This is a genomic window from Candidatus Saccharibacteria bacterium, from assembly GCA_016191105.1.
Classification (GTDB): domain Bacteria; phylum Patescibacteriota; class Saccharimonadia; order CAILAD01; family BJGX01; genus JACPPH01.
In genome coordinates this window covers 1-24158 of record JACPPH010000004.1, presented here as the reverse complement: position 1 = coordinate 24158, position 24158 = coordinate 1, and the positions used below count along the sequence as shown (strand labels likewise).

At 50.6% G+C, this 24158-nt stretch carries 22 protein-coding genes and 4 tRNA genes; 13 read left to right on the top strand and 13 right to left on the bottom strand.

Annotated features, from left to right (window positions below):
• Positions 1-8 precede the first annotated feature (8 nt).
• Together HYX70_01900 and HYX70_01895 are read right to left on the bottom strand one after the other, a co-directional pair.
• Positions 9-2186, bottom strand: coding sequence for a copper-translocating P-type ATPase (locus HYX70_01900; GenBank protein MBI2798034.1), 2178 nt, complete (start codon positions 2184-2186; stop codon positions 9-11).
• The gene (locus tag HYX70_01895) at positions 2176-2328 is read right to left on the bottom strand and encodes a YHS domain-containing protein (GenBank protein MBI2798033.1); all 153 of its coding nucleotides are present in this window, start codon (positions 2326-2328) and stop codon (positions 2176-2178) included. Before HYX70_01895 ends, HYX70_01900 begins: the two co-directional genes overlap by 11 nt.
• A 557-nt stretch (positions 2329-2885) precedes the next feature.
• Between HYX70_01895 and HYX70_01890 the strand changes: the two genes are divergently transcribed.
• Positions 2886-3470: a Crp/Fnr family transcriptional regulator gene (locus HYX70_01890; GenBank protein ID MBI2798032.1), complete on the top strand. Its 585-nt coding sequence runs from the start codon at positions 2886-2888 to the stop codon at positions 3468-3470.
• A gap of 263 nt (positions 3471-3733) precedes the next feature.
• Here the strand turns inward: HYX70_01890 and HYX70_01885 are convergent.
• Positions 3734-3823, bottom strand: a tRNA-Ser gene (locus HYX70_01885).
• A 174-nt stretch (positions 3824-3997) separates the two neighbouring features.
• Between HYX70_01885 and HYX70_01880 the strand changes: the two genes are divergently transcribed.
• Complete coding sequence (locus HYX70_01880) at positions 3998-4495, top strand: NUDIX domain-containing protein (protein ID MBI2798031.1); 498 nt, start codon at positions 3998-4000, stop codon at positions 4493-4495.
• A 563-nt stretch (positions 4496-5058) separates the two neighbouring features.
• Here the strand turns inward: HYX70_01880 and HYX70_01875 are convergent.
• Positions 5059-5430, bottom strand: coding sequence for a hypothetical protein (locus HYX70_01875; protein MBI2798030.1), 372 nt, complete (start codon positions 5428-5430; stop codon positions 5059-5061).
• Positions 5431-5578: 148 nt separating this feature from the next.
• Between HYX70_01875 and HYX70_01870 the strand changes: the two genes are divergently transcribed.
• Entirely contained in the window at positions 5579-6601 is a 1023-nt protein-coding gene (locus HYX70_01870) for a membrane dipeptidase (GenBank protein ID MBI2798029.1), read from the top strand.
• Positions 6602-6695: 94 nt separating this feature from the next.
• Here the strand turns inward: HYX70_01870 and HYX70_01865 are convergent, their stop codons facing one another.
• Entirely contained in the window at positions 6696-8180 is a 1485-nt protein-coding gene (locus tag HYX70_01865) for a fused MFS/spermidine synthase (protein MBI2798028.1), read from the bottom strand.
• Positions 8181-8389: 209 nt separating this feature from the next.
• Here HYX70_01865 and HYX70_01860 point away from each other — a divergent pair.
• Positions 8390-8466 (top strand) — tRNA-Arg (locus tag HYX70_01860).
• Between the two features lie 131 nt (positions 8467-8597).
• On the opposite strand, the gene HYX70_01855 is transcribed toward HYX70_01860, so the two are convergent.
• A complete protein-coding gene (locus HYX70_01855; protein MBI2798027.1) occupies positions 8598-9209 on the bottom strand; it encodes a hypothetical protein in 612 nt (203 codons plus the stop codon).
• A gap of 69 nt (positions 9210-9278) precedes the next feature.
• Positions 9279-10346, bottom strand: coding sequence for a hypothetical protein (locus HYX70_01850; protein MBI2798026.1), 1068 nt, complete (start codon positions 10344-10346; stop codon positions 9279-9281).
• A gap of 101 nt (positions 10347-10447) precedes the next feature.
• On the opposite strand from HYX70_01850, the gene HYX70_01845 reads away from it, so the two are divergent.
• The 3 genes from HYX70_01845 (at position 10448) to HYX70_01835 (ending at position 10904) form a co-directional block, all read left to right on the top strand.
• A tRNA-Ser gene (locus HYX70_01845) sits at positions 10448-10540 on the top strand.
• A 109-nt stretch (positions 10541-10649) separates the two neighbouring features.
• The gene (locus HYX70_01840; GenBank protein ID MBI2798025.1) at positions 10650-10811 is read left to right on the top strand and encodes a hypothetical protein; all 162 of its coding nucleotides are present in this window, start codon (positions 10650-10652) and stop codon (positions 10809-10811) included.
• A gap of 3 nt (positions 10812-10814) precedes the next feature.
• Positions 10815-10904, top strand: a tRNA-Ser gene (locus tag HYX70_01835).
• A gap of 540 nt (positions 10905-11444) precedes the next feature.
• Here HYX70_01835 and HYX70_01830 read toward each other — a convergent pair.
• Complete coding sequence (locus HYX70_01830; protein ID MBI2798024.1) at positions 11445-12299, bottom strand: hypothetical protein; 855 nt, start codon at positions 12297-12299, stop codon at positions 11445-11447.
• Entirely contained in the window at positions 12280-14661 is a 2382-nt protein-coding gene (locus HYX70_01825; protein MBI2798023.1) for a valine--tRNA ligase, read from the bottom strand. Before HYX70_01825 ends, HYX70_01830 begins: the two co-directional genes overlap by 20 nt.
• Before the next feature lie 118 nt (positions 14662-14779).
• Between HYX70_01825 and HYX70_01820 the strand changes: the two genes are divergently transcribed.
• The gene (locus tag HYX70_01820) at positions 14780-15562 is read left to right on the top strand and encodes a hypothetical protein (protein ID MBI2798022.1); all 783 of its coding nucleotides are present in this window, start codon (positions 14780-14782) and stop codon (positions 15560-15562) included.
• 402 nt (positions 15563-15964) lie between these two features.
• Here HYX70_01820 and tsaD read toward each other — a convergent pair whose 3' ends face one another.
• Both tsaD and HYX70_01810 read right to left on the bottom strand, forming a co-directional pair.
• On the bottom strand, positions 15965-17065 hold the full coding sequence (gene tsaD, locus HYX70_01815) for a tRNA (adenosine(37)-N6)-threonylcarbamoyltransferase complex transferase subunit TsaD (GenBank protein MBI2798021.1): 1101 nt from the start codon (positions 17063-17065) through the stop codon (positions 15965-15967).
• Positions 17066-17153: 88 nt separating this feature from the next.
• Entirely contained in the window at positions 17154-17540 is a 387-nt protein-coding gene (locus HYX70_01810; GenBank protein MBI2798020.1) for a hypothetical protein, read from the bottom strand.
• Positions 17541-17854: 314 nt separating this feature from the next.
• Here HYX70_01810 and HYX70_01805 point away from each other — a divergent pair, with 314 nt between their 5' ends.
• Positions 17855-18466: an NUDIX domain-containing protein gene (locus HYX70_01805; GenBank protein ID MBI2798019.1), complete on the top strand. Its 612-nt coding sequence runs from the start codon at positions 17855-17857 to the stop codon at positions 18464-18466.
• Positions 18467-18815: 349 nt separating this feature from the next.
• Here HYX70_01805 and HYX70_01800 read toward each other — a convergent pair whose 3' ends face one another.
• The gene (locus HYX70_01800; protein ID MBI2798018.1) at positions 18816-19094 is read right to left on the bottom strand and encodes a hypothetical protein; all 279 of its coding nucleotides are present in this window, start codon (positions 19092-19094) and stop codon (positions 18816-18818) included.
• A 233-nt stretch (positions 19095-19327) separates the two neighbouring features.
• Positions 19328-19699, bottom strand: coding sequence for a hypothetical protein (locus HYX70_01795; protein MBI2798017.1), 372 nt, complete (start codon positions 19697-19699; stop codon positions 19328-19330).
• A 138-nt stretch (positions 19700-19837) separates the two neighbouring features.
• Between HYX70_01795 and HYX70_01790 the strand changes: the two genes are divergently transcribed.
• Genes HYX70_01790 through HYX70_01775 form a run of 4 tightly spaced genes read left to right on the top strand, consistent with a single transcriptional unit; the run spans position 19838 to position 23922 of the window.
• The gene (locus HYX70_01790) at positions 19838-20803 is read left to right on the top strand and encodes a peptidoglycan bridge formation glycyltransferase FemA/FemB family protein (protein MBI2798016.1); all 966 of its coding nucleotides are present in this window, start codon (positions 19838-19840) and stop codon (positions 20801-20803) included.
• Positions 20803-21855, top strand: coding sequence for a peptidoglycan bridge formation glycyltransferase FemA/FemB family protein (locus HYX70_01785; GenBank protein MBI2798015.1), 1053 nt, complete (start codon positions 20803-20805; stop codon positions 21853-21855). Before HYX70_01790 ends, HYX70_01785 begins: the two co-directional genes overlap by 1 nt.
• An 8-nt stretch (positions 21856-21863) precedes the next feature.
• Positions 21864-22580 carry a hypothetical protein gene (locus HYX70_01780; protein MBI2798014.1) on the top strand — a complete coding sequence of 239 codons (717 nt, stop codon included), beginning with the start codon at positions 21864-21866 and terminating at the stop codon, positions 22578-22580.
• Positions 22581-22584: 4 nt separating this feature from the next.
• Complete coding sequence (locus HYX70_01775) at positions 22585-23922, top strand: phosphomannomutase/phosphoglucomutase (GenBank protein MBI2798013.1); 1338 nt, start codon at positions 22585-22587, stop codon at positions 23920-23922.
• Positions 23923-24158: the final 236 nt, after the last annotated feature.

The window sequence follows — 24158 nt, the reverse complement described above, 5'->3', positions numbered from 1 at the left end:
TCTTCCTCCTAAATCTCAACGAGTTGGCGCTCGGCTCGCTTTAATAGCACCGCGTTAGTGGCGACAAATATGGACGATACGGACATCAGCAGTGCTGCGAACTCCGGTCGCAAGTAAATACCATACGCCGGGTATAAAATGCCGGCGGCTATCGGAATGGCCGCTAAGTTATAGACGCTGGCCCAGCCGAGGTTTTGTTTCATTTTGCGCACCGTCGCTTTGCTTAGACGAATGGCTCGCAGGATATCGGCCGGGTCAGATTTCATCAGCACAATTTTGGCTGTTTCGATGGCTACATCAGTACCCGCGCCAATGGCAATGCCGATGTCCGCTTGGGCTAGTGCTGGAGCATCATTCACACCATCGCCAACCATGGCAGTAAACTTGCCCTCTTTCTGCAGCTTTTTTACGTAGTTGGCTTTGTCTTCAGGCAGGACTTCGGCGAATACCCGCTTAATGCCCAGTTGCCTAGCGATAATATCCGCTGTCTGGCGATTATCTCCGGTGATCATGACGACTTCCAGACCAAGACGCGTCATGGCTTCAATGGCTTTTTTGGCAGTTGGCTTGGCCGGATCGGAGGCTGCCAGAACGCCAGCAGCCTGTCCGTTAATGGCAGCGATTATGAGAGTTTTTCCGTTTTTGAGTAACCGATCAATATCATTATTTAAAGGTTTAAGATCCACGTTGCGATCATTCATTAGTTTAGCGGTGCCAACCAGCACTTTCTTGCCCTCCACGGTCGCCTCAACACCGTGGCCGGATATGTTGTTAAAACCGCTCAGCCCGCTCGGCAGCTTAAGTTTGCGACGGGCGGCTTCATCTAGCACAGCCTGAGCCAGCGGGTGGCTGGAGCCACTCTCGGCGGCAGCCACCAGTCTGATAAACTCACTCTCCTGTATAGCTTTGGCGGTAACAATATCCGTAACCCGCGGCTTGCCTTCAGTAAGCGTACCGGTTTTGTCCAGCACTATCGCCTCGATTTTGGAAGCCTGTTCGAGCGTGGTGGCATCTTTAATGAGAATGTTGTGCTTTGCGCCGAGGCCAGTGCCCACAGCTACGGCTGTCGGCGTGGCCAGCCCCAGAGCGTCTGGGCAAGCAATGACCACCGTTGAGATGGCAAAGGTCAGCGCGCTCAGCCAGTATTCACCAGCAAGTACAGACCAGACAAAGAATGTCAGCAGCCCGGCACCCACCGCTATGACCACTAGGTAACCGGCAAATTTGTCGGCAATTCTTTGTCCTGGTGCTTTTGAATTCTGGGCGTTTTCCACCATCTTCACAATTTGCGCCAGCGCCGTGTCACTGCCCACCTTTACGGCTTTGAACTGCAAGGTACCTGAACCGTTGATCGAGCCACCAATGACATTGTCGCCTGGTCCCTTGGTAACCGGCACTGATTCTCCGGTCACCAGCGCCTCGTCGATAGCGGATTCTCCCCGCACGACCTCACCGTCAACCGGTACTTTGTCGCCGGGTTTTAGTACAACCGTGTCGCCAACCACAACTTCACTGGTTGGAACCAGTGATTCCACGCCTTTGCGTAACACCCTGGCTTGGGGCGGCACCAGGTTAAACAAGGCCTGCAAGGCGTCGGTGGTGCCGCGCCGCGATTTCATTTCCATCCAGTGCCCGAACAGTACGAACGTGATTAACAACGCCGCTGCTTCATAGTAGGAGTCGGAACTTCCGCGCAGTGTAAGCAGGACGCTGGCAAAGTACGCGGCCGAGATGCCGACAGCGATCAGCACGGCCATATTCAGAGTTTTGGCCAGCAATGCCTTGTATGTCGAGTAAATGAAGATCCAGCCGGAGTAAAAAAATACTGGGGTTGTCAGAATTAGCAGTAGCCACGGCGCGGCGATCGGTTCAGGCAAATTTAGACCGAGAAAGTTTTTACCCAAAGGCGAGTAGGCGATAATCGGTAGTGATAAAACAAGCGCAAAGAAAAATTTATTACGGATATCAAGTTCCATGGCTTTGGCCATTTCGCGCCCGGCTAGACCGGTATGCTCCATGCCCATAGTCATGCTCATGCTCATCTTGAATTTTTGCAACAGGCTGGCTTTGCCCTCTTTCATCATGTGCGCATGGTGATCGTGACCGCCGTGTGCCATGGTTTGTAAATCTTGGTTGCTCATATGCTGATCCTCGTTACTTGTTATCTGCTTAAGTTTAGCCCGCATAGCGCTCGGGTGCGTTATCAAAGTGCTCCTTGCAATGCAATGAGCAGAAGTAATAGGTCTCCCCGTTGTAGTCGCTTCTCAGCATTTTGCCCCTAACGGGTATTTCCATACCACAGACCACGTCTATGGCATAGGTCGGCATGGTTTCATCGTGCATGGCATCTTCTAGCATAATTTTTCTCCCTTACAGCCTTAACTATATAATTTTATCAGACCACTGCGCAGTGATGAAAGATGCCAACTAGCTGGAATCCAGATCACAAGCTAGACCCATCGAGATAACAATAATTCGCAGATGGCCGCGGAATCTCTGTTAAAATACAAGTAGGCAATGTATATGCGTGAGAAAGCAAAACAATACGAGAAGCATTACGGAGAGAGTAAATTTGTCAATGCCTCTGTGCAGGGTGTTCTTAATTACGTAGACAATCATTCCAAATACCACAACGTAGACGACTCTGTGCTGCATGTATCTTTCGGTTTTACACCACCGAAAAAAAGTGGCTGGATCAGGTTACTCTTTAGCATAATATATGGAAAGATGTGCGCTCAGTAAATGATCAGGAGTACACACCATTACTTCTCAAAACATAATCTACCGAAAACGTGAGGACTTGAGATATAGACAGTGAAATTCAAACTAAAGTAGAGCATTTTTTTAAGCAGTATCAGAACAGAAAATACCGCAAAGGCGAAGTTTTGGTCCGGGCAGATGAGAATCCGCCAGGTGTGTTTTACCTGGCCAGCGGCACAGTCCGCCAATACGACATCACCGAACAAGGGACGGTTATTATCGTTAATATATTCAAGCCACCAGCTTTCTTTCCGATGTCCTGGGCTATAAATCAAACTGAGAATAGCTATTTTTTTGAAGCCATGGAGCCGGTAGAGTTGTGGCTGGCGCCCAGAGAAGATATGGTGAATTTTACCCGCGACAATCCTGACGTAGCATTCAACCTGTTAAGCCGTCTTTATCGTGGTACCGATGGGCTTTTGCTAAAAATGGCTCACTTAATGGGTGCCAGTGCGCGCAGTCGGCTAATGTTAGAACTGATTATAGCCGCCAAACGCTTTGGTAAGCCGTCGCCGAAGGGTGAAATTAAGTTGAACATCACGGCTGGAGAATTAGCCGCACAAACTGGACTTACCCGCGAAACAGTAAGTAGAGAGCTGCAAAAGCTCAAGGCTGAAAAATTAGTTAGGGTTTCTTTTGGTATTATTGTTATCTCCAATCTTACCGCCCTTGAAGAGGCGCACGGTTTAGGAGTTCAGGGAGCCATTTGACAGTCCTCGGGCGGGCTAAGCTACAAAACGAGTCTTTAAAACAATAATAAGGTTCTGACAGGCCCTTTTTGCCTATTTTGTTGTCGTTAGACTCCGAAAAAATTCCACCGCAGTGGATAGCGGCTATCGCCTCCTTCGCTCACCCGTGCCCGAAGTAAACTCTGCGGGTAAGTTTCGCTACGCCTAGGCCTGCGCTACGCAATACTTTGGTTCTCACACATCATCAGTAGCAAATGCCCGAGACAAGTTCGGACATTTGCTACTGGCGGAGAGGGTGGGATTCGAACCCACGAGACCCGTGAAGGCCTATCGCTTTTCGAGAGCGACCAGTTCAACCACTCCTGCACCTCTCCACGTCCAGCTATTGCTTCAACTTTCTCATCAAAAACACGTTTTGCTGTTCCAGTATCCACAAGTAGCTATCCTCTTCGATTCAACAAATAGCAATTCTTGCTCTTGCCAAATCGTATTTAAGCCACAAAGCACGATGTTATTATACCAATATTAACCTGATATAATAAGTTATTATGCCTAAGCAAAGTGCTGGAATATTACTGTATCGCCGGGTCGGCCAAGAGGTCGAAGTATTGCTGGTTCATCCCGGCGGTCCTTTTTGGGCTCGCAAAGATGCTGGCGTGTGGAGCATGCCCAAGGGTGAATATAGCGATGAGGATGGCCTAGAGGCCGCCAAACGTGAGTTTCGTGAGGAACTAGGCGTTGATACTACTTACGCTAATTACCAGGCGCTTGGCGAGGCTAAGCTCAAAAGTGGCAAGATCATTTCGGCTTGGGCCGTCGAAGGCGACTTAGATGTTAGCAAAATCAAAAGCAATACATTTGAGATGGAATGGCCGCCACGTTCAGGCAGCAGGCAAGAATTCCCAGAGATCGATAAGGCCGAATGGTTCGATTTGCCAACAGCTAAAGACAAACTCAATCCAGCCCAAGTGGTGTTTTTAGAAGAGCTAGCCAAACAGCTGGAGCTAGATATTCCAAAAGCTCCACAGCAAGATTCATTGTTCTAAAGTTCTTGGCCAAACTGTCAAACTAGTTAATAGCTCGGGCAAGAAGCTGTGCCTGGACACGGGGTGCCCAGGCACAGCTAGCTTCCTGTGCACAGTTCGGGTTTCAGCCGTCACGCCGCCCTGGCAGTACCCTGCCGATCAAAGTCAACGAGGAACGAGCTCACCTCGATCAACGCGATCACTGCCTCGGCCAGATCCCTGAAGTCGCTTTCTTCCGCGTGGAGTTCAACTCCTTGCGGTGTTACGACCCGGAAGTGCCAATCAAAGCAGACTTCGCAGTGGGCACTGCGGACGAAACCCAGCTCGTGCAGAGCCGGTACCTCGGATATGAGTACAAACACCGAGAAGTCTCCGGCACCCCCGTGCCGGTGCTGCTCAATGTCGTCTCTGGATGTAAGTATGATGTTGGTACAAACAATACCTCCGGATAGGGTGATAGGGTCACCGTAAGTATACGCCCTAAATTATTGCCAATGCAAAGAGCCGCGAACATTACTTCGCGACCCTGATGGCGAGAGATCATCGATGCCCCTCGCCAATGTTGCTTTGAGCTCGAGTTGCTCTCAGCTTGAAGCAGAACTGGCCTCAGCCATCTTTTCTGCCTTGGTCTTCATGCCCGACTTGCGACTGCCGTCGGGATTGAAGACTTCTTTCGGAAAAAGCCCAGGGTAGGTCTTGTTGAAGTCGACCGAATCCGCCGGCAACAACCCCACATATGGATAGTTGTCCAGCAGGTCTTGGTACTTCTTGGCTCTTTTCTGCTCGTATGTCAGGACGTCTTGCCGCCCCTCTTTTTCCTTCTCAGCGATTGCCGCAGCAATCTCGCTGGTCGTTTGCGCCTGCCCAGTCGCCGTGTCCCCCACGATTTCCTCCGTTTCTTTGTTTTTAGTCGTGTGTGGACAATCAAATCGTACCACCACCAAAACAATTATCAAGCATAAAATTATAACATTGACTTTCTAAACCTTTTATTGTAATATCTAGCACATTCGTGAGATGATCTGAAGCTTACGCTTTTGATGATTTCATGGGTTCTTTGCAGTTTACGTTTCTACTCAACCTCGACTCCACAAGGAGACCGCAATGACTTTCTATGCCGATTCTCTTGCATTTCTCAACCTTCCCATGCAGCCGCCTATCGCCGTACCCGAACTGCCGCAGCATCTCAACCTCGCAATCTGCACGGCTGCCATCCCGGTTGGACTGAACTTCGGGCAGACCCTCGAGAGCGTCCATGACTTTCGCTTGTGCATCGAGAAACAAGATCACTTGCAGCTCATCTTGAGCCAGGGAGATCTTCGATATCTCAGCCGAGTAAGCGGCGTTACGGGCGTGGTGCTCAGCTTGCAGAACATGCCCACGCCTGACAACGGCATCGCCAATGGTCTCAAGCAGTTCTACGACGCAGGTGTGCGAGTCCTCACGCCATGCTACGAAGACACCAACAATTTCGGTGGTGGGTTTCTGACACCCCAGCAGCCCCTCACAGAAGAGGGCTGGCACTTGATCGAGCAGAGCGCTCAGCTGGGCATGATCATCGACCTCAGCCATGTGGGGCTGATGAGCGCCCAAAGCGTTCTGCACTTCGGAGAGTTGCGACACAACTCCGACTGCAAGCCGAAGCTCATGGCCAGCCACGGCGGTATTGCCGACATCTTTGCCGGCACCACCGATCCGGCGCGCCCTCGCAACCTGCCGCTCGACTTGCTCAAGCGACTAGTAGCCGTCGGTGGCCTAGTGGGCATCTACACCCTCACCTTCGGGCTGGATGAGTCTCACGATGGCATCGGCCCATTCCTGTGGCATCTGAGCAAGGCTGTCCGCGAGCTCGGTTCCGCCAATGTGTGCATCGGCAGCGACGCCGTCTATCACGAAGTCGACACCGGGGCGCAAGCTGTGCAGTTCGAGAAGATGCGTGCCAAGCTCGACCCCACTGGTGTGAAAGGCTCCCGCAGCCCTGACACCATGCCGCAGTTCAACACAGTCGAGCGCATGCCCCGCATCAAGACCAGTCTCGTGGCGGCTCACCTTGGACCAGCGGAAGTGCGAGAAGACATCCTTGGCGAGTCACTTCGCCGGTGGCTTCTCGCCAACCTGCCCGAGTAGAGCTCAGCCCGCCTACTGCAATACCACAACCCCGCTCCGAGAGGATCCCGTCCCCTTGGGGCGGGGTTCTCTCGTTTATAGGCTTATATGGCAACTAATCAATTTGTAGCTGTTCAACCGGAGCTAGCTCATCGGTCAAAACCATTCCGCCACCTCGCAAACTAAGCTTTCGATTAAGCAGCTGCTTTATAAACGCATCTTCGGTCGGGCTCGGTGCCGTAGTCTGTTTTTGGGCAACAAGAATATAGTTAGCCTTTCCTTCGGTGTAAGCCAACTCTGGTGCCCGATAAACTTTTAGACTTACAAAGACCGACTGGTATGTCTGGGCAACTGCATTCAAAAACTGCTGTTTGGTAGGATTGTTTTGGCTTATAACATTTGCTACCACAATTCCGTCGTCGGCCAGCACCCGACTCATCTGCTCAACCATTTGCCTAGTAACCAGCTGAAATGGAATCGAAGTATTGTTATAAGCATCTACGAAGATTACGTTGTAACTTTTGTCTGCGGCTGCCCGCAAGAACACCCGGCCGTCTTGGCTCACCAGATCTATATTTGGTCTCGGTGCAAAATCAAAGTACTGTGTCGCAATCTGCTGCAAAGCCGGGTCTATTTCTACTACGTCTATCTGAGAGTTGGGGTTTTGAGCCGCAAAATGACTAGCATATATACTGGCTCCCCCGCCTATGAGAGCTGCCCGCTTGGGCTGCAACCACAGTTTGTAAATATCAAAAGCCTTGGCATAGTCAAATATGAGCTCCCCGGGCTTTGCTGGGTCAATACCCGACTGAGCAGACCGCAGATCGGTCTGTAAGATCCTAGCTTTGCTATTTTTGTAGTTAATATTACTCACAATATAGCGGCTGTAAGCTGTATCGACGTCGGCCAGGATTTCAAAGCCGGCTTGCTTAAAGCTTGGCGGTCGTAACAACAATACTAGAGCTGTTACCAGCAAGATAGTTCTACAAAGCAATAGGCTTTTCGTGTCAACCAAAAAAGTATTGAGTATGCAAAGCAGTGCCATTGCTATCAGTAGTCTCGTACTACCAACCAGGCCAAACAATACATAACCAGTCAAAAATACACCCACAATACTGCCCACGGTACCAGCTGCAAAGATATTGCCAACAGTTTCGCCAGTAAGGCTAACCCTATGAAGTTCTAGGCGGGCAATAAATGGGCTAACCATACCCAAAAACACATTGGCTGGCGCGAAAAGCAGCAGCGCAGCCACCAAAGATTGCACCCTAACCTCTCCACCCAACAAACCTACGCTCCAACCAAGTACAGCACGCTGGACAACTACTGATACCAGCAGCAAAGAAGAGGCCGTTAGCAAAATCATCACCAACAACTTGGAGGTTGGTGTTTTGTCGGCCAATTTGCCACCTTGCCAGTAGCCAATGCTAAGGCTAAGCAATATTGCTCCAATTATACTAGTCCAGACAAAAAAACTACTGCCAAAATAAGGCGACAATAACCGCACAGCCACTAGCTCTGTTACCAAAACGACAGCTCCATTTACAAAAGCCGCAAAGTTGAGCCGGTATTTTTTTAACCAACCAAAGAGCTTTGTCATATTGAGATTATACCCTGCCCGCCCCCATCTATACAGTTAGTATTTATTTCTTAACAAAAATAAGCTATAATTCCCAAGTTAAAATTATTTGTCTCTAATCAGTCCAACCAATCAAATAAGTTGTTTGTCGGATTGAGAGAAAGACAACTTGCGACTACCTCAACAAGAATTAGCAAACTTTTGTGGGATTATCAGTAGTTGTCTAACAAGCGCCCGTAGCTCAGTTGGATAGAGCGTTGGCTTGCGGAGCCAGAGGCCGCAGGTTCGAATCCTGCCGGGCGCGCCACTTGTCATCTCGAGCGAAGTCGAGAGATCTACTTGCGGATTTATCTACATTGGTCGAAATGACAACTAAACGAATTGCGCCCACCTCCTAGGGGCGTAATTCGCTCGCTAAGAAGTGGGCGTTGGTTTGGTCTAGCCGAACACCTTCTGCGGATGGCGCTTGCGTTCGAGCGACTTGGAACCGAAGGTCGAGAAGAACAACGAGCACAGGGCCAACCGGGTGACTGAGCCGTAGATGCTGCTCATGCTGTCCTCCACCTGCTGGTGGTCATTGACCAGCTCGGGGCAAAGGATCACCCCGGCCAGCTTGTCGGCCACCTCGATGAAGCTCCAGCCTGGCTGAGTAATCAAGCAGGCCCAGCCGTCGGGAATGATGCCGGACTGCCTGTACAGCCTGCCTTCGACCGGCATCTTCAAGGCGTCGCAGGCAATCTCGGCAAACTTCATGGTCCAGGCAAAGCTGGCAGTCTGCGGCATGAGTGGCTGCAACTTGCGTGCCAGCACGTGCCCCACGCCTGGTAGCCACTTGGGTCGCATGCTCAGACCAATGAAGTCCTGACCCAGCGTCCAGAAGAACGCCTGGCCACTGGTGGACAACAAGATGTCGAAGCCAGTTGCTCGCCAATCATTGCGCCAGCGGCGGGCACCGAGCGCAACCCCCCTTCTCATGTTGGGGTACGCCACGAAGCCTGCGGCCACCATGGCTCCGGTTAGAGCCACACTGCGCTTGTCTTGCGTATTCATATAAATCTCCAGACGTCGATGAACAAAGATCTGGAGTATAATACAACTTTTGGTGCTTTTAGTCAATAGCTAAAAGCGAAGGGCTCGAAAGAACTTATCGATCGCATCGTCGTGCGGTTCGACCTTGGGCAAGCTGCCAGCCAATACCCCATCTATCTGATCGATCATGTCGTGCGGCGCCGGCAGACTCACCAGGGTACCAAAGCGTTTGTCTGGCACCAAATCAAATACAGTCTGGTTATAGTCATGGCCTTGATAGTAAGCATTGAAGTCGCCGTAGCCGTATCGTTTTTGGCCAACCATTAAGTGATTATTGGTCATTTCATAATTTAAAACTCGCGGTTTGCGATTGGCATAGACTGCCAAAGTTGCGCCCATTAGAGCAAACAGCCCAATCGAGAGCCATTGTCGGGTCAGTATGGCCAGGGCAATTAGAACCGCAAAAAATCCAGCAACTAGCAAATACCAGCCAACCGGCTTGTGAGTTTGCACAAACTCTGGCGCTTGCCAGCTAATCTGCGTACCCTCGGGCACAGGCGGGCCGGCTGGCTGAGGTTTATCGGCTTCGGGTTTCTTGCCGCCAAGACCTAATTTGGCCAAAAGCCCTGGTTTTTTGGCTTTTTTGCCATCATCTTGGGTCGCCTGCGGTTCGGTGGTTTGGGATACAGGAGCCGCTGCCGCGGGTGGAAGTGGTTCTGTATTAACCATATCTGTGGGCATTTGAGCAATTGGTGGCGGAGTTGGAGTTGCGTCTTGGGTATTCAATGGGTTGTCGGTTGGTGCAACAGTAGGAGCAACGGGTGGCTGGGGCACCGGAGCGGGTTGAGCTGCTGGAACTGGTGGTGTCGGAACTACTGGCTCAGGTGTAGCCGGGTGTCCAGATCCTGGTGTGGGTGGTGTCTCGGCTGGGCTTACTGCTGGCTCCATACTGGGTGGAGGCGGTGGTTGCACTGGTGGCACTGGTGGTGGTGCCGCTGGGGCTGTCGGCATGTCACTTGGTGCCGCACTCGCGCCAGCATGGGTTTCGAACGGATTAGGCGCAGGTCTAAAACCAGTCGGTTGTGCATTGTTGCCGCCCGTACTGTTTGAGCCTGACCCCGGCTCAATAATTTGGCCTGGTTTTGGATCGTCGTTCATTGAACTTTATTATCCTATATTCCCCCGCGCCTGTCCACGACTTACTCTTGGCAATTCCCAACCTGTAGAGTATAATTACACGGTACTTTTTAAGCCAGCACGGAGAGGTACCCAAGAGGCTGAAGGGGCTGGATTGCTAATCCGGTAGGGGGGAGTAATCCCCCGCGAGGGTTCGAATCCCTCCCTCTCCGCCAGAAATTATCAAAATGGCAGACTTAGAAAAAGAAATTCAAGCAATCTCGCAACAACCGAGTTGAATTAGATAAGGCTTGGGAGACTAGTAAAACAAGGTTGTTTGCCATAATGATTCTCACTTATCTACTTATGGCCATGCTGTTTTACTTGTTAGGAGTAGATAAGTTCTATCTGAATGCTGTTATCCCAACAATTGGTTTTGTACTTTCGACATTGTCGTTAGGTTGGCTCAAAAATATTTGGATCAACCACAAACGAAGCAACAAATAGCCTGGAGAGGTGCCCGAGTGGTTGAAGGGAACGGTCTTGAAAACCGTCAGGCCGGCAACGGTCTCGTGGGTTCGAATCCCACCCTCTCCGCCAGAAGAAAGTGTTCGAGCTTGTCTCGGATGTTTTCTTCTGATGACAGTAGTGAGAAGCCAACGAAAGCAGCTTTAGCTGCGAGGGTTCGGCGTAGCGAAGTTGAGGCGCAGAAGTTTACTTCGAGCACGAACAAGCGAAGAAGGCGTAGCCGCTATCCCACCCTCTCCGCCAGGAACTATTAAAAAGACCCGAAAGAGGGTCTTTTTTGATTGATTATCAATCTGATTTATAGTAGAATCGCAGTGTTCAAATCCGTTTGCTGGTTTTGGCCAGCCAACCACCCTTGGAGGCACCAATGGGTCTTCTCAGCAAAAAGAAGTTCAAGTCACTCGATCTTGTAGCCGGCGACATGCTCGTCACTGACACGTCTGTCGGCAGCTCCGCTCACTAACCGCAAGCCGGTCACCAGAACACACGCCCCCCTCGGGCTTTCGTCTACAATCGACGAGAGGCTCCCCGCAAGGGGCGTCTCTCGTTTATAACCGAAAATAGTACTTATGCCTTAAACTTGACAAATCACCAAATTATTGCCTGTGGAACCTATTGCCAGGCTTCGAACTCCAGTTGCTGAGCGCGCCGCTGGTATTTTTGAGCGTTAGAACTGTCCCCCGCCCATTTGTAGTACTGGACCAGCACCTCATTGAGTTGCAAACTAGCTTGATCGAGCTTAATCCCCTCTTCGGCGCGGGTTATGGCAAGCTTGGCATCGCCACGGGCTGCAGCTAGGCGAGCTAGGTTTAGCCAATCATTGGGCGTTTTAACATTTGTGGCCAGCAACCACTTCTCCCCCACTCTGGCTATTTGATTTTGAACTAGCAATTGAGCGTCGGCCCTAGAGCCCTCATTAGGGTTGGCCTTGAGTAGATTACAGATCTGTAGCATTCCAGCGGCTTGGGTGTTATTTAGATTAAGTTTTTGGGCGTTGCCGGCCTTAACACAGCCCTCCTCTACCCTACCTAGATTAAACAAAACTGCCGCTTGGCCACTCAAGCTAGCCGCACTTGGCTGCTGGCGCTCAGCCACATAAAAATGCTGCAAGGCTTGGTCGTATTGCTGCAGGCTCAACGCCAAATTCCCCAGATAAATCTGATTGGGCTGCTTTATGCCCTGTTCATAGGTTGCGAGCACTGCCGTGCCACTACCCTGCCTGGCATAATATTTGGCCAAAGCCTCGGTGGCCACTGAGTCGGTTGGCGCCAGGGCGTGTGCGGCTTTCAGATAGCCAAGTGTATTCTGGGTATTCGACTCCGCCACCAGTTTATCGACTAGCTTGCTTCGCCAGCTGATTATCTGAGGTGTCCAGGTAGCAATCAACAGCCCCAAAGCTACTAATACCAAGCTCGCTAGCAGCCAAAAATTAAACTTTTGTTCTGGTTTAGGAGTTGGCTTCTTCAAGCGCCGCCTCGAGCTCTTTTAATTGCTTTTTTGCCTCAACCAATCTGGCTCGCTCTCCCTTTACTACGTCTTTGGGGGCATTTTCTACAAAACTACTGTTTTCGAGCTTAGATTTAGTGATCTTAACAAGATTCTGCTTGGCCTCAATCTCTTTTTTGAGCTTGAGCGTTTTGGTTTTATCCACTTCTTTTTGCTTGCCTGCTAGAATTTCGATGATTTCCAGATCAAACTTCAGCGCGATAGCTGTGGATGGCTTGTGGACAACTTTCGGCCATTGTTCGGTTATAAGATTTGAGTTGGTCCAAGGCAACTGCTGCCAGATAGTCTCGGTTACAAACGGGGCAAAGGGGTGGAGAAGTCGCAAAACCGTCTCCAATCCGTAAACCAAAACTGCCGGGTTTAGATCAGACTTAGAATGCTCTAGGTACTTATCGGCCAGATCGTCCCAGAGTAGGGAATAGACTGTTTGCCCGGCTTCGGAGTATTTGTAGCTGTTAAGGCTCTGGGTAGAGCCTTTTATGGCTTGGTTTATCTGTTGGACTATCCAGTGGTCGGCTGGGGTTTTAAGCTCGATCTTGCTAGGGTCAAAGCTGTCTGGTAGGGAGCTCAGCGCAAAGCGGGCAACATTCCAAACCTTATTGCAGTAATTACGGTAGCCCTTAACTTTTTCGTCGCTAATCTTTCCATCATTTCCAGGTGTAATGCCAATACTTAGAGCCAACCGCAAGGCATCTGTTCCATACTCAGCCGTAATCTTCATAGGGTCGTCGTAGTTGCCCTTAGATTTAGACAGTTTTTGGCCTTTTTCATCTGTAACCATTCCCCAGAGGTAAACATCGCGAAAGGGGACTTCGCCAGTTTTGTACAGGCCAAACATAATCATGCGGGTAACCCACTTGTGTAAGATGTCGCGAGCAGTGGCCATAAGCGAGGTTGGGTAGAACTGGTCAAACTCACCAGTGCTCATAAGTGTGGCAAATGGCCATTGACCAGATGAAAACCAAGTATCGAAGGTGTCAGTTTCAGCTCGGTAGTTACCTTTGCCATAATATTTTTCGGCTTCTTCTTCCGATCGAGCGATTATATAGGCATCTTTGCTTGGATCCGAAGAGGTTTTGTAGTAAACCGGTATGCGAATGCCCCACCAGATCTGGCGGCTTATGCACCAGTCGTGCTCTTGTGCCAACCAATCGAGAGCTAGTTTTTTGAACCGGGCTGGGTAGAATTTAACCTGATCGCTCTCGATAGCCTTAACCACGGCTTTGTTAAGCTCGGTAACCCGCAAAAACCACTGCTCGGTAATCAACGGCTCAATTCTAGCCTTACTACGATCTTGGATTGCCACCTGGTGAACCAGCTTTTCGGTTTTAATAAGCTTACCAGCCTGCTTGAGGTCTTCTACAGCCAGTTTTCTGGCTTCATCTACATCCAAACCTACATACTTTTCGGGCATGTTGATAGTTTTGCCCTCCAGATCAATCACACTAATTTGTGGCAAGTTGTGACGCAGCCCGATCTCATAGTCGTTTTTGTCGTGCCCGGGTGTAATCTTAAGCGCACCGGTGCCGAAATCTGTAGTAACGTAGTCGTCGGCAATTATTGGAATGGGTCGATCTACCAGGGGTATAACGGCCTCAGTACCCACCAAGTTCTTAAAACGCTTATCGGCTGGGTGAACAGCTACGGCCACATCGGCAAAAATGGTCTCGGGGCGAGCAGTGGCGATCTGAACGGGGCCATAGTCGAGAGTGTAGAGCTCATCTTCTTGCTCACGATGAGTAATTTCAATATCAGCATAAGCTGATTTGGTGGTTGGATCCCAATTAACAATCCGGTTGCCGCGATAAATCAGTCCGTCCTTGTGAAGTTTCTCGAAGGTATCGTAAACAATCCCAACTATATCTGGATCGAGAGTATATTTTTCTTTGCCCCAGTCAGCCGAAAAGCCCATGGAGCGCATTTGTTTGCCAATATTCCCCTTATGAGCCTCCACAAAATCCCATACTGCCTTGTAAAAAGCCTCTTGGCCCAGATCATGACGGGTCTTGCCCTCCTTGGCCAGCACCTGTTCGTAGACAAATTGTGTCTCAATGCCAGCGTGATCGGTGCCCGGTAGCCAAAGGGTGGGGCGCTGCTGCATGCGCGCATAGCGAGCGGCAATATCCTCGACCACATACATTAGGTGTCCAGCATGCAGGCTGCCATTGGCGTTGGGCGGTGGCATTATGATGCAAAACGGTTCGCCTTTGGCGTTAGGGCTGGGCTTAAATGCACCTGATTTCTCCCACAAAGAATAAATGTCGGCCTCGTATTTGGCCGGCTCATAAGCTTTGGCTAACTCCACTTTGTTTGCCTTTTTCATTACCACAATTGTACCATTTTCAGGTTAAATTCCAAGCATAAGAATGTTTGACAGTTGGCCTTGGTATCTTTACAATAAGCAAAAGAGGTACGACAGTATGGGGGAGATTGGAGTCGCAATGAAAGATATTTATAGTCCGCTCGAAATAGATGATCAGTGGGATCAACGTGCACCGATGGTTGATGATGGCACACCCACGATAGCCGATGACATCCCGGCCGTAGTTGGCGCTACACCACATCCGGCCGCCAACACGGTACCACTACAATCGGCCGCACCAGCGCCGGCAATCTCACACATCAAAACCGATGATGCTGGCACCAATGCACCACAAATGGGTCAGGTTTTTGAACCCCAATACAAGCCGTCGGAGGCCAATGCCGCTGCCAGCAATAGCGACGATGCCGCTGCCGCCAAGATGATGGGTGATGATACCACTCCAGTACCCGAAGCCAGCGACGACGATGTTAACCCAGCTGCCAGCGACGATAAAGTACAAGCCGAAGAGGCCGATACCACCGAAATGCCAGTCAGCCCAGCCGACAAGGTGGATGACAAGCCAGCTGCAACGATTGGTTCTCCCGAACCCGCCAGCGACGAGGCAACTACCGACGAACAGCCAGACGACAACGGCCTAACCGTAACCGACGACGAGGACAGTACTGACACCGAACCGGCCAGCACAGAAGAAGAGGGCAGTGAAGAGGTTGTCGAAGACGTCGACAAAAACGTGGGCCAGATGATCGAGAAGCTCGAGGGCGAGAGCAAGCGCCTCGACGAGCAGATTGCCGACAAGACCACACAGATCCAGAGCCTGCAAAAAGAGATCGACACTCACAACGCCAAGAAGGCCGAAGTGCAAAAGCGCATTGATGGCCTCCGCCAAGTCGTTAGTAAATAATTTGCTTTTCCTTTCTCCGACATTCGAAAATCAGAAAGTCAACAAGGCTGAACGCTTCTGTTCGAGCACGAGCGCCGTCTCTGCGGCAGAACAGAAAATGAAGCCGCCGTTGGCGTTTCCAGCATTTGAGCCCATGTCGGCAGTTTTTGCTTAACTTTTTACTGCTAAAAAGTAAGTCGGCCATTCGGCCGAAAGCTGAATCTTGTGCTGTCCGCACTGGCCTTCTTTGTAGCGGAAAGTTGCCAAAGCTTCTGGCATAGGCTCACAACCGGTGGCAGCCTGCTTGCTCTCAAGCTGAAGCTGCGGAACTCTCCGCTGGCATGCGGATCAAACAGTCCTCGAACACTGAGCGTTAAAACTATTTTCACTTGCTGATTGCTTTAATGCCGGAGAAGTAGCCGCCTAGAGTTCTTCTAAACTCGAATCGGCTGTTAGTTCGTCGATCGAACTGTAACGCTTGTGCTCGGCCATTTTGGCGGCCATAGCGCCAATCATAGCCGCGTTGTCGGTACACAACTCAAACGGCAAAAAAAGCGCGTTAGGTAGGCTCTGTGTGAGTTTGGTGCGCAAATATTTGTTGGCGGCCACACCGCCGCCCACCACCATGCTGGCTGGCTGGGTCACGGTATAGACACTCAAAGTTTTTTGCACCAAGGCCTGCACAGCAGCTTTTTGAAAGCTAGCCGCAATATCGGCTTGGACTTGTTTGTCTAGGGTATAGGTTTTAGTGAGCTTGCCTTTATTGTCATCCTGAGGCCTGCCGAAGGATCTCTGAGATTCTTCACTCGAGTTCAGAATGACAGACCTAGAGTTACCTGGGTTAACGCCGGTAATCTCTTGCACTTGTCGTAATACCGCGGTCTTTAAACCCGAAAAGCTAAAGTCATATTTGCCTGGAGTTTTGGCTATCGGAAACTTATATTTATTCTCGTCACCATTCTCTGCTGCCTTGGATATGTGAGGCCCGCCAGGATAGGGCAGGCCAATCAGCTTGGCAACTTTGTCGAAGGCCTCGCCAGCGGCATCGTCGAGCGTTTGGCCCAAGACCTCTCGAGTTAAGTCTTCGCGATACAGCGAAAGGGTAGTGTGGCCGCCCGAAACGGTCAACGCCAAGAAAGGGAAGGCTGGGGGAGTGGGGGTCAAGAAGGCTGCAAAAGCATGAGCCCAAATGTGATTCACCCCAATAAGTGGTTTGTTCTTCGCAAACGCCAAGGTTTTGGCAGTAAGAACACCGATCAAGAGTGAGCCGATCAAACCCGGGCCACGAGTTACGGCAATGGCATCGATGTCGTCCCAAGTTGCTTTGGCGTCGCTCAGGGCTTGTTCGATCACCGGTAAGATGACTTCGATGTGACTGCGAGCTGCCACCTCGGGCACCACACCACCATAAGCCGCATGAATTTCGACCTGCGAATTCACCACACTACTCAAAACCTTGCTGCCATCCTGAACTACGGCAGCAGCTGTTTCATCGCAACTAGTTTCGATCGCTAGAATATTCATGCATAAAAGTATATAGGATTAATTATCTACTAAAAAGCGAAGGGAGCAGAGCCGCATTGCGGCCCTACTCCCGTCAGCTGACCCGCCGTCAACCGGCTTGTGCGAACGTCGGCGCGAACCAGGTGTTGTCTTCCACGACGGTGCCATTGGGCACCGCCGATCCATCGGCAACGATGCTACGACGGCCGATCAGACAACGCTCACCGATGATGCAGTTGTCGCCGATGCGAGCTTCGTACTTCACTGTGGTGTTGCTGCCGATCTTGGAGCCTTGCCCCACATGGGACATGATTTCCAAGGTGACATTGTCACCGATCTCGGCATCGTGGACGACCACCACCCCGAAGCCCACTTTCAGGCACTTGCCGATCGTGGTTCGATGGGCAATCAGAGCACCGCCCTGGAGCAGGTCGTGCCCAAGACCGCAGAAGCTGGTTTGCCTCCAGACTTTCTCGCCGGCTACTTTTCGGAACATCCCGAACCTCCTAGGGGTCTAGCTGAATGGGATCGCCGTTACTTTACTCCAGATGTGAACAAAGTTCAAGCAAACCTGAAGTCGACTTTACTTTTTTTATCTTTTAGCTCAGTCTATAGTGCAAGGTGAGAGCTCTCTTAAGATAAGCGCGCGTTTCGTCGTTTTAGACAATAAGGTGACAAGCGCGAACTATAAGAGAAAGGGGACAACTAATGAGTCATGAAGTAAAGATCCATGACGCTCAGACTTCGATATTGCGTGAGTTGCTGTTTCACCCGAAAGCCAACTTTGCCAAGCTACAAAAAAGCACCGGCATGAGTAGTGACCACTTTAACTTTCACATTCAAAAGCTGGTGGAGCTGGGATTGGTCGAGAAGGTGGCTCGCGGCACCTACGCGCTCACACCCCGCGGCAAAGAGCACGCCAACAAACTCGATACCGACAACAACACCATTGAGCGTCAGCCCAAGGTGGCGGTAATTCTGTGCGCTGAGCGTAAGAACAGTAAAGGTCAAAAAGAGTACTTGTTTCAAGAACGGCTTAAACACCCTTACTTTGGATTCTGGGGTCTGCCAACTGGCAAAATCCGCTGGGGCGAAACGATCGTGCAATGCGCCGCCCGGGAGCTTATGGAAGAAACAGGCCTAACGGCCGATCATAAAATTTCGGGGGTCTACCACGAACTGGTTTATCAGCAAGAAACCGGCGATCAGCTCGAAGACAAAATATTCTTTGTGGTGCGCTGCACCAAAACTGCGGGTAAATTACTCACCAAGTTCGAGGGTGGTCGCAACAAATGGATGACTAGGGCCGATGCGCTCAAGCAGCCCAAGGTGTTCACGAGTTTCGATATTGAGATTGACATTGTAAACGCCAAAGATGTGTTTGTAGAACGATCGGTAGAATACACCAAGGATCTGTTTTAGTCGAATCCATAGCTGCTGTCATTCTGAGCGATCCTGCTCAGCAGAAAGTCGAAGAATCTGTTTTCATACACCTTCGGTGCACGACTACCTTTTGTCTTGGCAAAAGGTAGCAAAACCGTCCGGCATGGACACAATCTAGCTAACACCAACTAGTCTACACTTTCTGTTCTGTGCAAAGACGGCGCTCGTGCTCGAAACAGAAGCGTTTAGACCAGCCGGTGCTGCTGATTGCTTTAATGCCGGAGTTCAGTAAACTCCTAAACTTACAAGCGAATTATAAGCTTGGGAGTCACTCCGACCCGGCCACGAGGGTCGAGTCGGGTGCTCCTTACTACTGCACCTCTTCTGACTACGGACCCGAGAGCCCGCGCCAGTGTTCGAGTCGAGCTGTCTCGGGAACCGTGAGCGTGCTGTCTTTGTCGGGCAGGCGCGGCAAGACGCCGTGAGGTCCTGCTTGCGGAGGCATGCCAACAATGACGAGGTGGGATTCGAGTTTGAGCGGTGACTCATCCCAGATTGCGAATGTGTCACGTAGCTCGTCGTGCAGACCCTCTTGAAGCTCGTCGAAATAGTCAACTCGATCTTCGGTCCAGTCGGCCTCAGTGATCACCACGAGGTCTGCTGGCATGGAGCGGCGGCGAACTACAATGTGCGCAAGTGATGTCTCACCGGGCACGAGCTTTTCGTCGACAATCCGATTGAAGACGTCTGCAACGCCCAGTGCAGTCATGTAGAGAAATTGCTCTTCTGCGTTATCTGCGTCTAGGGCGTCAATGAGCGTGTCTTGCGCAGCCGGGCTGGCAAGAACGAATGAGTGGGGCATTGCTGTGACCTCCTTTTGGGTCGGATCGTTGTTTGGAACTACTTGACACCCAAGGTCTCGAGGATCTCGGGCAGATCGATCATGAGCTGAAGCCAGTTCTCGATCGAAACTTGGTTTGGCATCAATAGAACACCGAGGCTCTGGTGGTCGAAGTTCATATTTTGAACGATGAACCCACCGCCCCCCGCAACGGCGCTGTAGTGAACTTCGCTCACCACGGCAATCTCACCGTGATCCAGAATCTTCGGAACCAAATCGAAGGCAATGGCGTAGACTTCCCGAAGGAACATTTCATGAGCCGTAGCAATCGAGGCCTTCTTTACTGCGGCATCCATGTCTTCGACAGCATCTGATTCGACTGCTCGCCAAGCTGCGAGTGCCCTCGCTGCCTTTGCAACACTATCTAGCATAATGACCTCCCGGTCAAATAGTAAGGAGCTGTTGCCAGTCCCTTAAGAGTTTGGGACTAGCGAACTTGGTAGATATTACAATAAAACACTCCTTTAGTCAAGTAGAATAGTGATGATTCAAACTGTTACAATATGCTCATGCACGAAGTTGATGATAAACAGTGGGACGAACAGCTCAAACAGCTCGGCGGTCACCTTTACCAATCCAGTTTGTGGAAAAAGTTTCAGCAAGCTCAGGGCCGACATACTCTGCAAGACTTTGGCCATGGCTGGAGCTGGCTGGGCGCTGTTCGCACTAGCGCAGCCAAGTTAAATTATTTGTATCTGTCGTATGGGCCAACCTTAAAAGACGAGGCGGCTTTTAAAGCCTCGCTTGAGTCGGTTAAACAAGCAGCCGAACAAGCCAAAGTAGCCTTTGTGCGCATGGATCCAATCTTAGATATGCCAGAAACCAGCCTAAAACAAGCTGGCCTAACCGAAGTCAAAGAAATGCAGCCACGCTACCGCATGATTTTGGATCTCACCCCCGAGCGCGATGAACTCTGGCGCAACGTAAGCAGCAGTCATCGCAACTATGTAAACACCGCGCCCAAGCGGGGATTGCGACTCGAGATTAGCAACAACCCAGCTGATTTACCCAAGTTTTTGGCTCAACAAGCCATCACCGCCAAACGCCAAGGCATAACCATGCACCCCGATAGCTACTACGAAGCTCTGCTAAATACCCTTATGCCCCTTGGCGCTTGCAAGCTCTACTTTGCCCGCACCGACTCAGATTATGTGGCTAGCTCAATCTGCATTGACTGGAATGGTACCCGCTACTACGTTTACGCCGCAACCAACGATTATCTCAACCGCAAAGTTCACGCCGGGCCTGCTTTGCTATGGTGGTCGGTCGAAGACGCCAAGAAGCATGGCCTGCGAGCTTTTGACTATGGCGGCGTGGTGCCGCTCGATTGGGAGGATCATCCTTGGATAGGGCACACCAAGTTCAAAGCCAGATTCGGTGGCGAGATTGTAAAAGGTGCTGGCACTTGGGATATGCCGATCTCAAAAGGTAAATACAAATTGTATGGAATTGCTAAAAAACTAGGTAAGGGCTAATGAGCATTCGCACTGCCACAGATGCTGAACTCGCCAATTGGGATGCACTGCTAGCCACCAATCCGCTGCACGACGAGCCCTTGCAAGCTAAGGTGTATGGCGAGTTTAAGTCCCGTTTCGGCTGGCAACCCAAACATTTGGTATATGAAGATGGCAGCCGCCAAATTGCCATGCTGTTTTTGGTTCGCAACCTCCCCCATTTTGGCGAAATCTGGTATTGCCCCAAAGGTCCTGCCATTAGCTCCCCCGCCCAACTCAAAGACATAATGAGTGGGCTCAAAGATGAGCTCAAGAATGCCTTCTTGGTTAAATTCGAGCCCGAGCTAATGCTCGACAAAACTCTATTAACCGATTTAACTGACTTGGGTCTAGCCAAGGCTAGGTTCGATCTGCAATGGAATAAATCCACCATTGTGGTCGATCTCTCGCCGAGCGAAGACGAAATTCTGCAGAGCTTCAAGCAAAAACACCGCTACAACATTCGCCTCTCGGCCCGCAAAGGGGTGGTAGTAAGACCAATGGAACTAACCGAGGCCAACATGCGCACCATGTATGGTCTGTTGCTGGAAACCCAAAAGCGCAATGGTTTTCATATGCGTAGCTGGAATTACATGAGTACATTTTGGAAGCTCTACAGCAGGGCAGGGCAGGGGCAAATGTTCTTTGCTTACATGGGCGACGAGATCTTAAGCGGTGTCTTTGCCACCTGGCTAGGCACTCGTGCGCTCTACAAAGACGGTGGCTCCACCCGCACTCACAGCAACCTCATGGCACCTTACTTGGCCCAGTGGGAGGTTATGAAGTGGCTAAAAGGGCACGGTGTAACTAAGTACGACCTGCACGGCATGCCGCCGCGCAATAAGCTCGAAGATGATAGCCACCCATTAGCCGGGCTAGTGCGTTTTAAACAAGGCTTTAACGCCGAAGTTACCGAGTACGTAGGCGTGTACGACTGGCCACTAAATGCCAGTAAGTACGCCCGCTGGCAAAAATTTGGTGAGCGTTTGGCGGTAAAGCGCGAAGTGTGGCTACGCAAGAATTTGTTTTACTAGGAGATACGATGGCCGAGACAGTACACAACATAGAACCCGCCAATGGAGCTCCCGAGGGAGCACATCAACTCAAGAACGAGCTACAGAAATCCGCAGAGGAACGAGCCGTCCTGACCAAACTGGAATCGCTCTATCCACCCGACCAGCAGACTACCCTGATCAAACAAGGAGAAGGTAGCGATGCGGCAGAAGTAATCTTGTGTGGATCCGAACAAGCACCACCCCAGCTCTTAGAGGCTGTTCAAAATGCCACCAGCCGATTAGAGGCGGTTTTTGGCACCTCGCTCGATAAAGCCATGCCTGGGTTGAAGGTATATGTCGCCGATGGAGTAATCGAGGGTGGCGGACTGGCTCTTGGCAAACAAAATGCCGTTATTGTTGACCGACAAAAAGGCTTACTTTCGGTGCAAGATGCAGAGACAACTACAGTTGAGCTTGGTTTTCTCAACCCTGGTGACTGGACCCGCTTATCTGGGGAGAGTGGTGCTAGCTTGGTCGCAGAAACCAATCTGGTACATGAAGTTGGCCATATTTTAGATGAAAGAGTGCATGGACACAGTTCCACCCCAACTTTTGAGGGCGAAGCACCCACCAGGTATGGCGACAGTGCTCCCCAGGAAGATTACGCTGAGTCTTTTTTGTATTATGCCTATGGCAAAAAACTTGCCGGAAACCGAAGTAAGGTTATAGCTGACGACATCAATAAAAACTATGGGGTAGAATAGACTTGTGAAATTTAATCCAAACATATTTAAGGCCTACGACATTCGTGGCTTGAGCCCGCAAGAGCTGAATCCGCCGGTGGCCTATGCCATTGGTCGAGCGCTGGCCGATCACTTGCCCGGTGGCGTGGTAGCAGTGGGCTGGGACATGCGCGCCGACTCTAGAGCTTTGGCAGAGGCTATTATTTCTGGGCTGGTTAAGCAAGATCGAGAGGTTATAAGTTTGGGCTTAATCACCAGCGACATGATGTACTATGCGGTCGGTAGCCTTGGCTTGGCCGGCGGGGCAATGGTTACAGCCAGCCACAACCCCGGCAAATATGACGGCATTAAGCTCACTGGCGAGGGCGTGGTGCCAATTGGCATAGATAGTGGTTTGCTAGAGATCGAGCAAGAGATCGAAGCTGATCAATACAAAAAAGCCGTTGAAACTGGCAAGGTCACGCAAAAAAACATTTTAAACAGCTGGGTAGAACACGCTGTTAAGCTGTCTGGCGATAGGTTTAAGTCACTAAAAATTGGGCTCGATGCCGGTAATGGTATGGCCGCAATTCTGGTGCCGCCACTGCAACAGCTAACACCGCTTAAGATCGATGGGCTATTTCTAGAGCTCGATGGCAGCTTTCCAAATCACCTGGCCAACCCGGCGCTACCCGAAAACACCAAGGATCTTCAGAAGTTGGTTGTAGAAAATAATTTAGACTGCGGCCTAGCTTTCGATGGCGATGCCGATAGGGTGTTCCTGATCGACGAGCGGGGCAATTGGATCTCGGCTAGCAAAATTGGCGCGATTTTGGCTAAATATTTTCTGCACTTGGATCCTGGTGGCACAATCTTGGGCAACGTTATAGTTTCGAATATTGTGCCCGATGTGGTGCAACAAAACGGTGGTAAGTTTATTCGCACCAAGGTTGGGCACAGCTTTATAAAGGCCGATATGCGTGATCACAATGCCATCTTTGCCTGCGAGGCCTCGGGTCATTTTTACTTTCGAGACAACTACTTTGCTGACAGCGGGCTGTTGGCAGCATTAACTGTGCTGCACATTATGAGCCAGGCCGAAAAGCCCCTTTCGGCCCTAGTGGCCGAGCTAAACGGCAGCTATTTTGACTCTGGCGAAATGAATTTTGACGCCAAAGACAAGGCTGCAACCATCGGGCGTGTAAAGGCCCAGTTTACTGATGGCCAGGTATCGGAGCTCGACGGCTTGAGCGTTAACTTCTCTGATTGGTGGTTTAACCTGCGTCCCAGCAACACCGAGCCAGTGTTGAGGCTCAACGTAGAGGCTACAAATCAAGGGCTGCTCGAGCAAAAAGTAAATGAGCTAACCAGCCTCATTAAATAGTTGGCTCACCAAACGAACTCTGAACAAAAAATCTTTGTAAGCAGCCAGAGAGTAGCAAAAAGATAGCTCGAAAACCTAAATTACTCTGTCTTAACCAGCTGCCAGCCTTGGCGAAGTACTTGATTTGACAATCTGCACACCGGCCATAACTACGACGAAATAGTAATTTGGAGTTACACTTCGGACACCCCAGAGATCCATAGATGAGTTTAAATATTTGTTTGTGACATTGACGT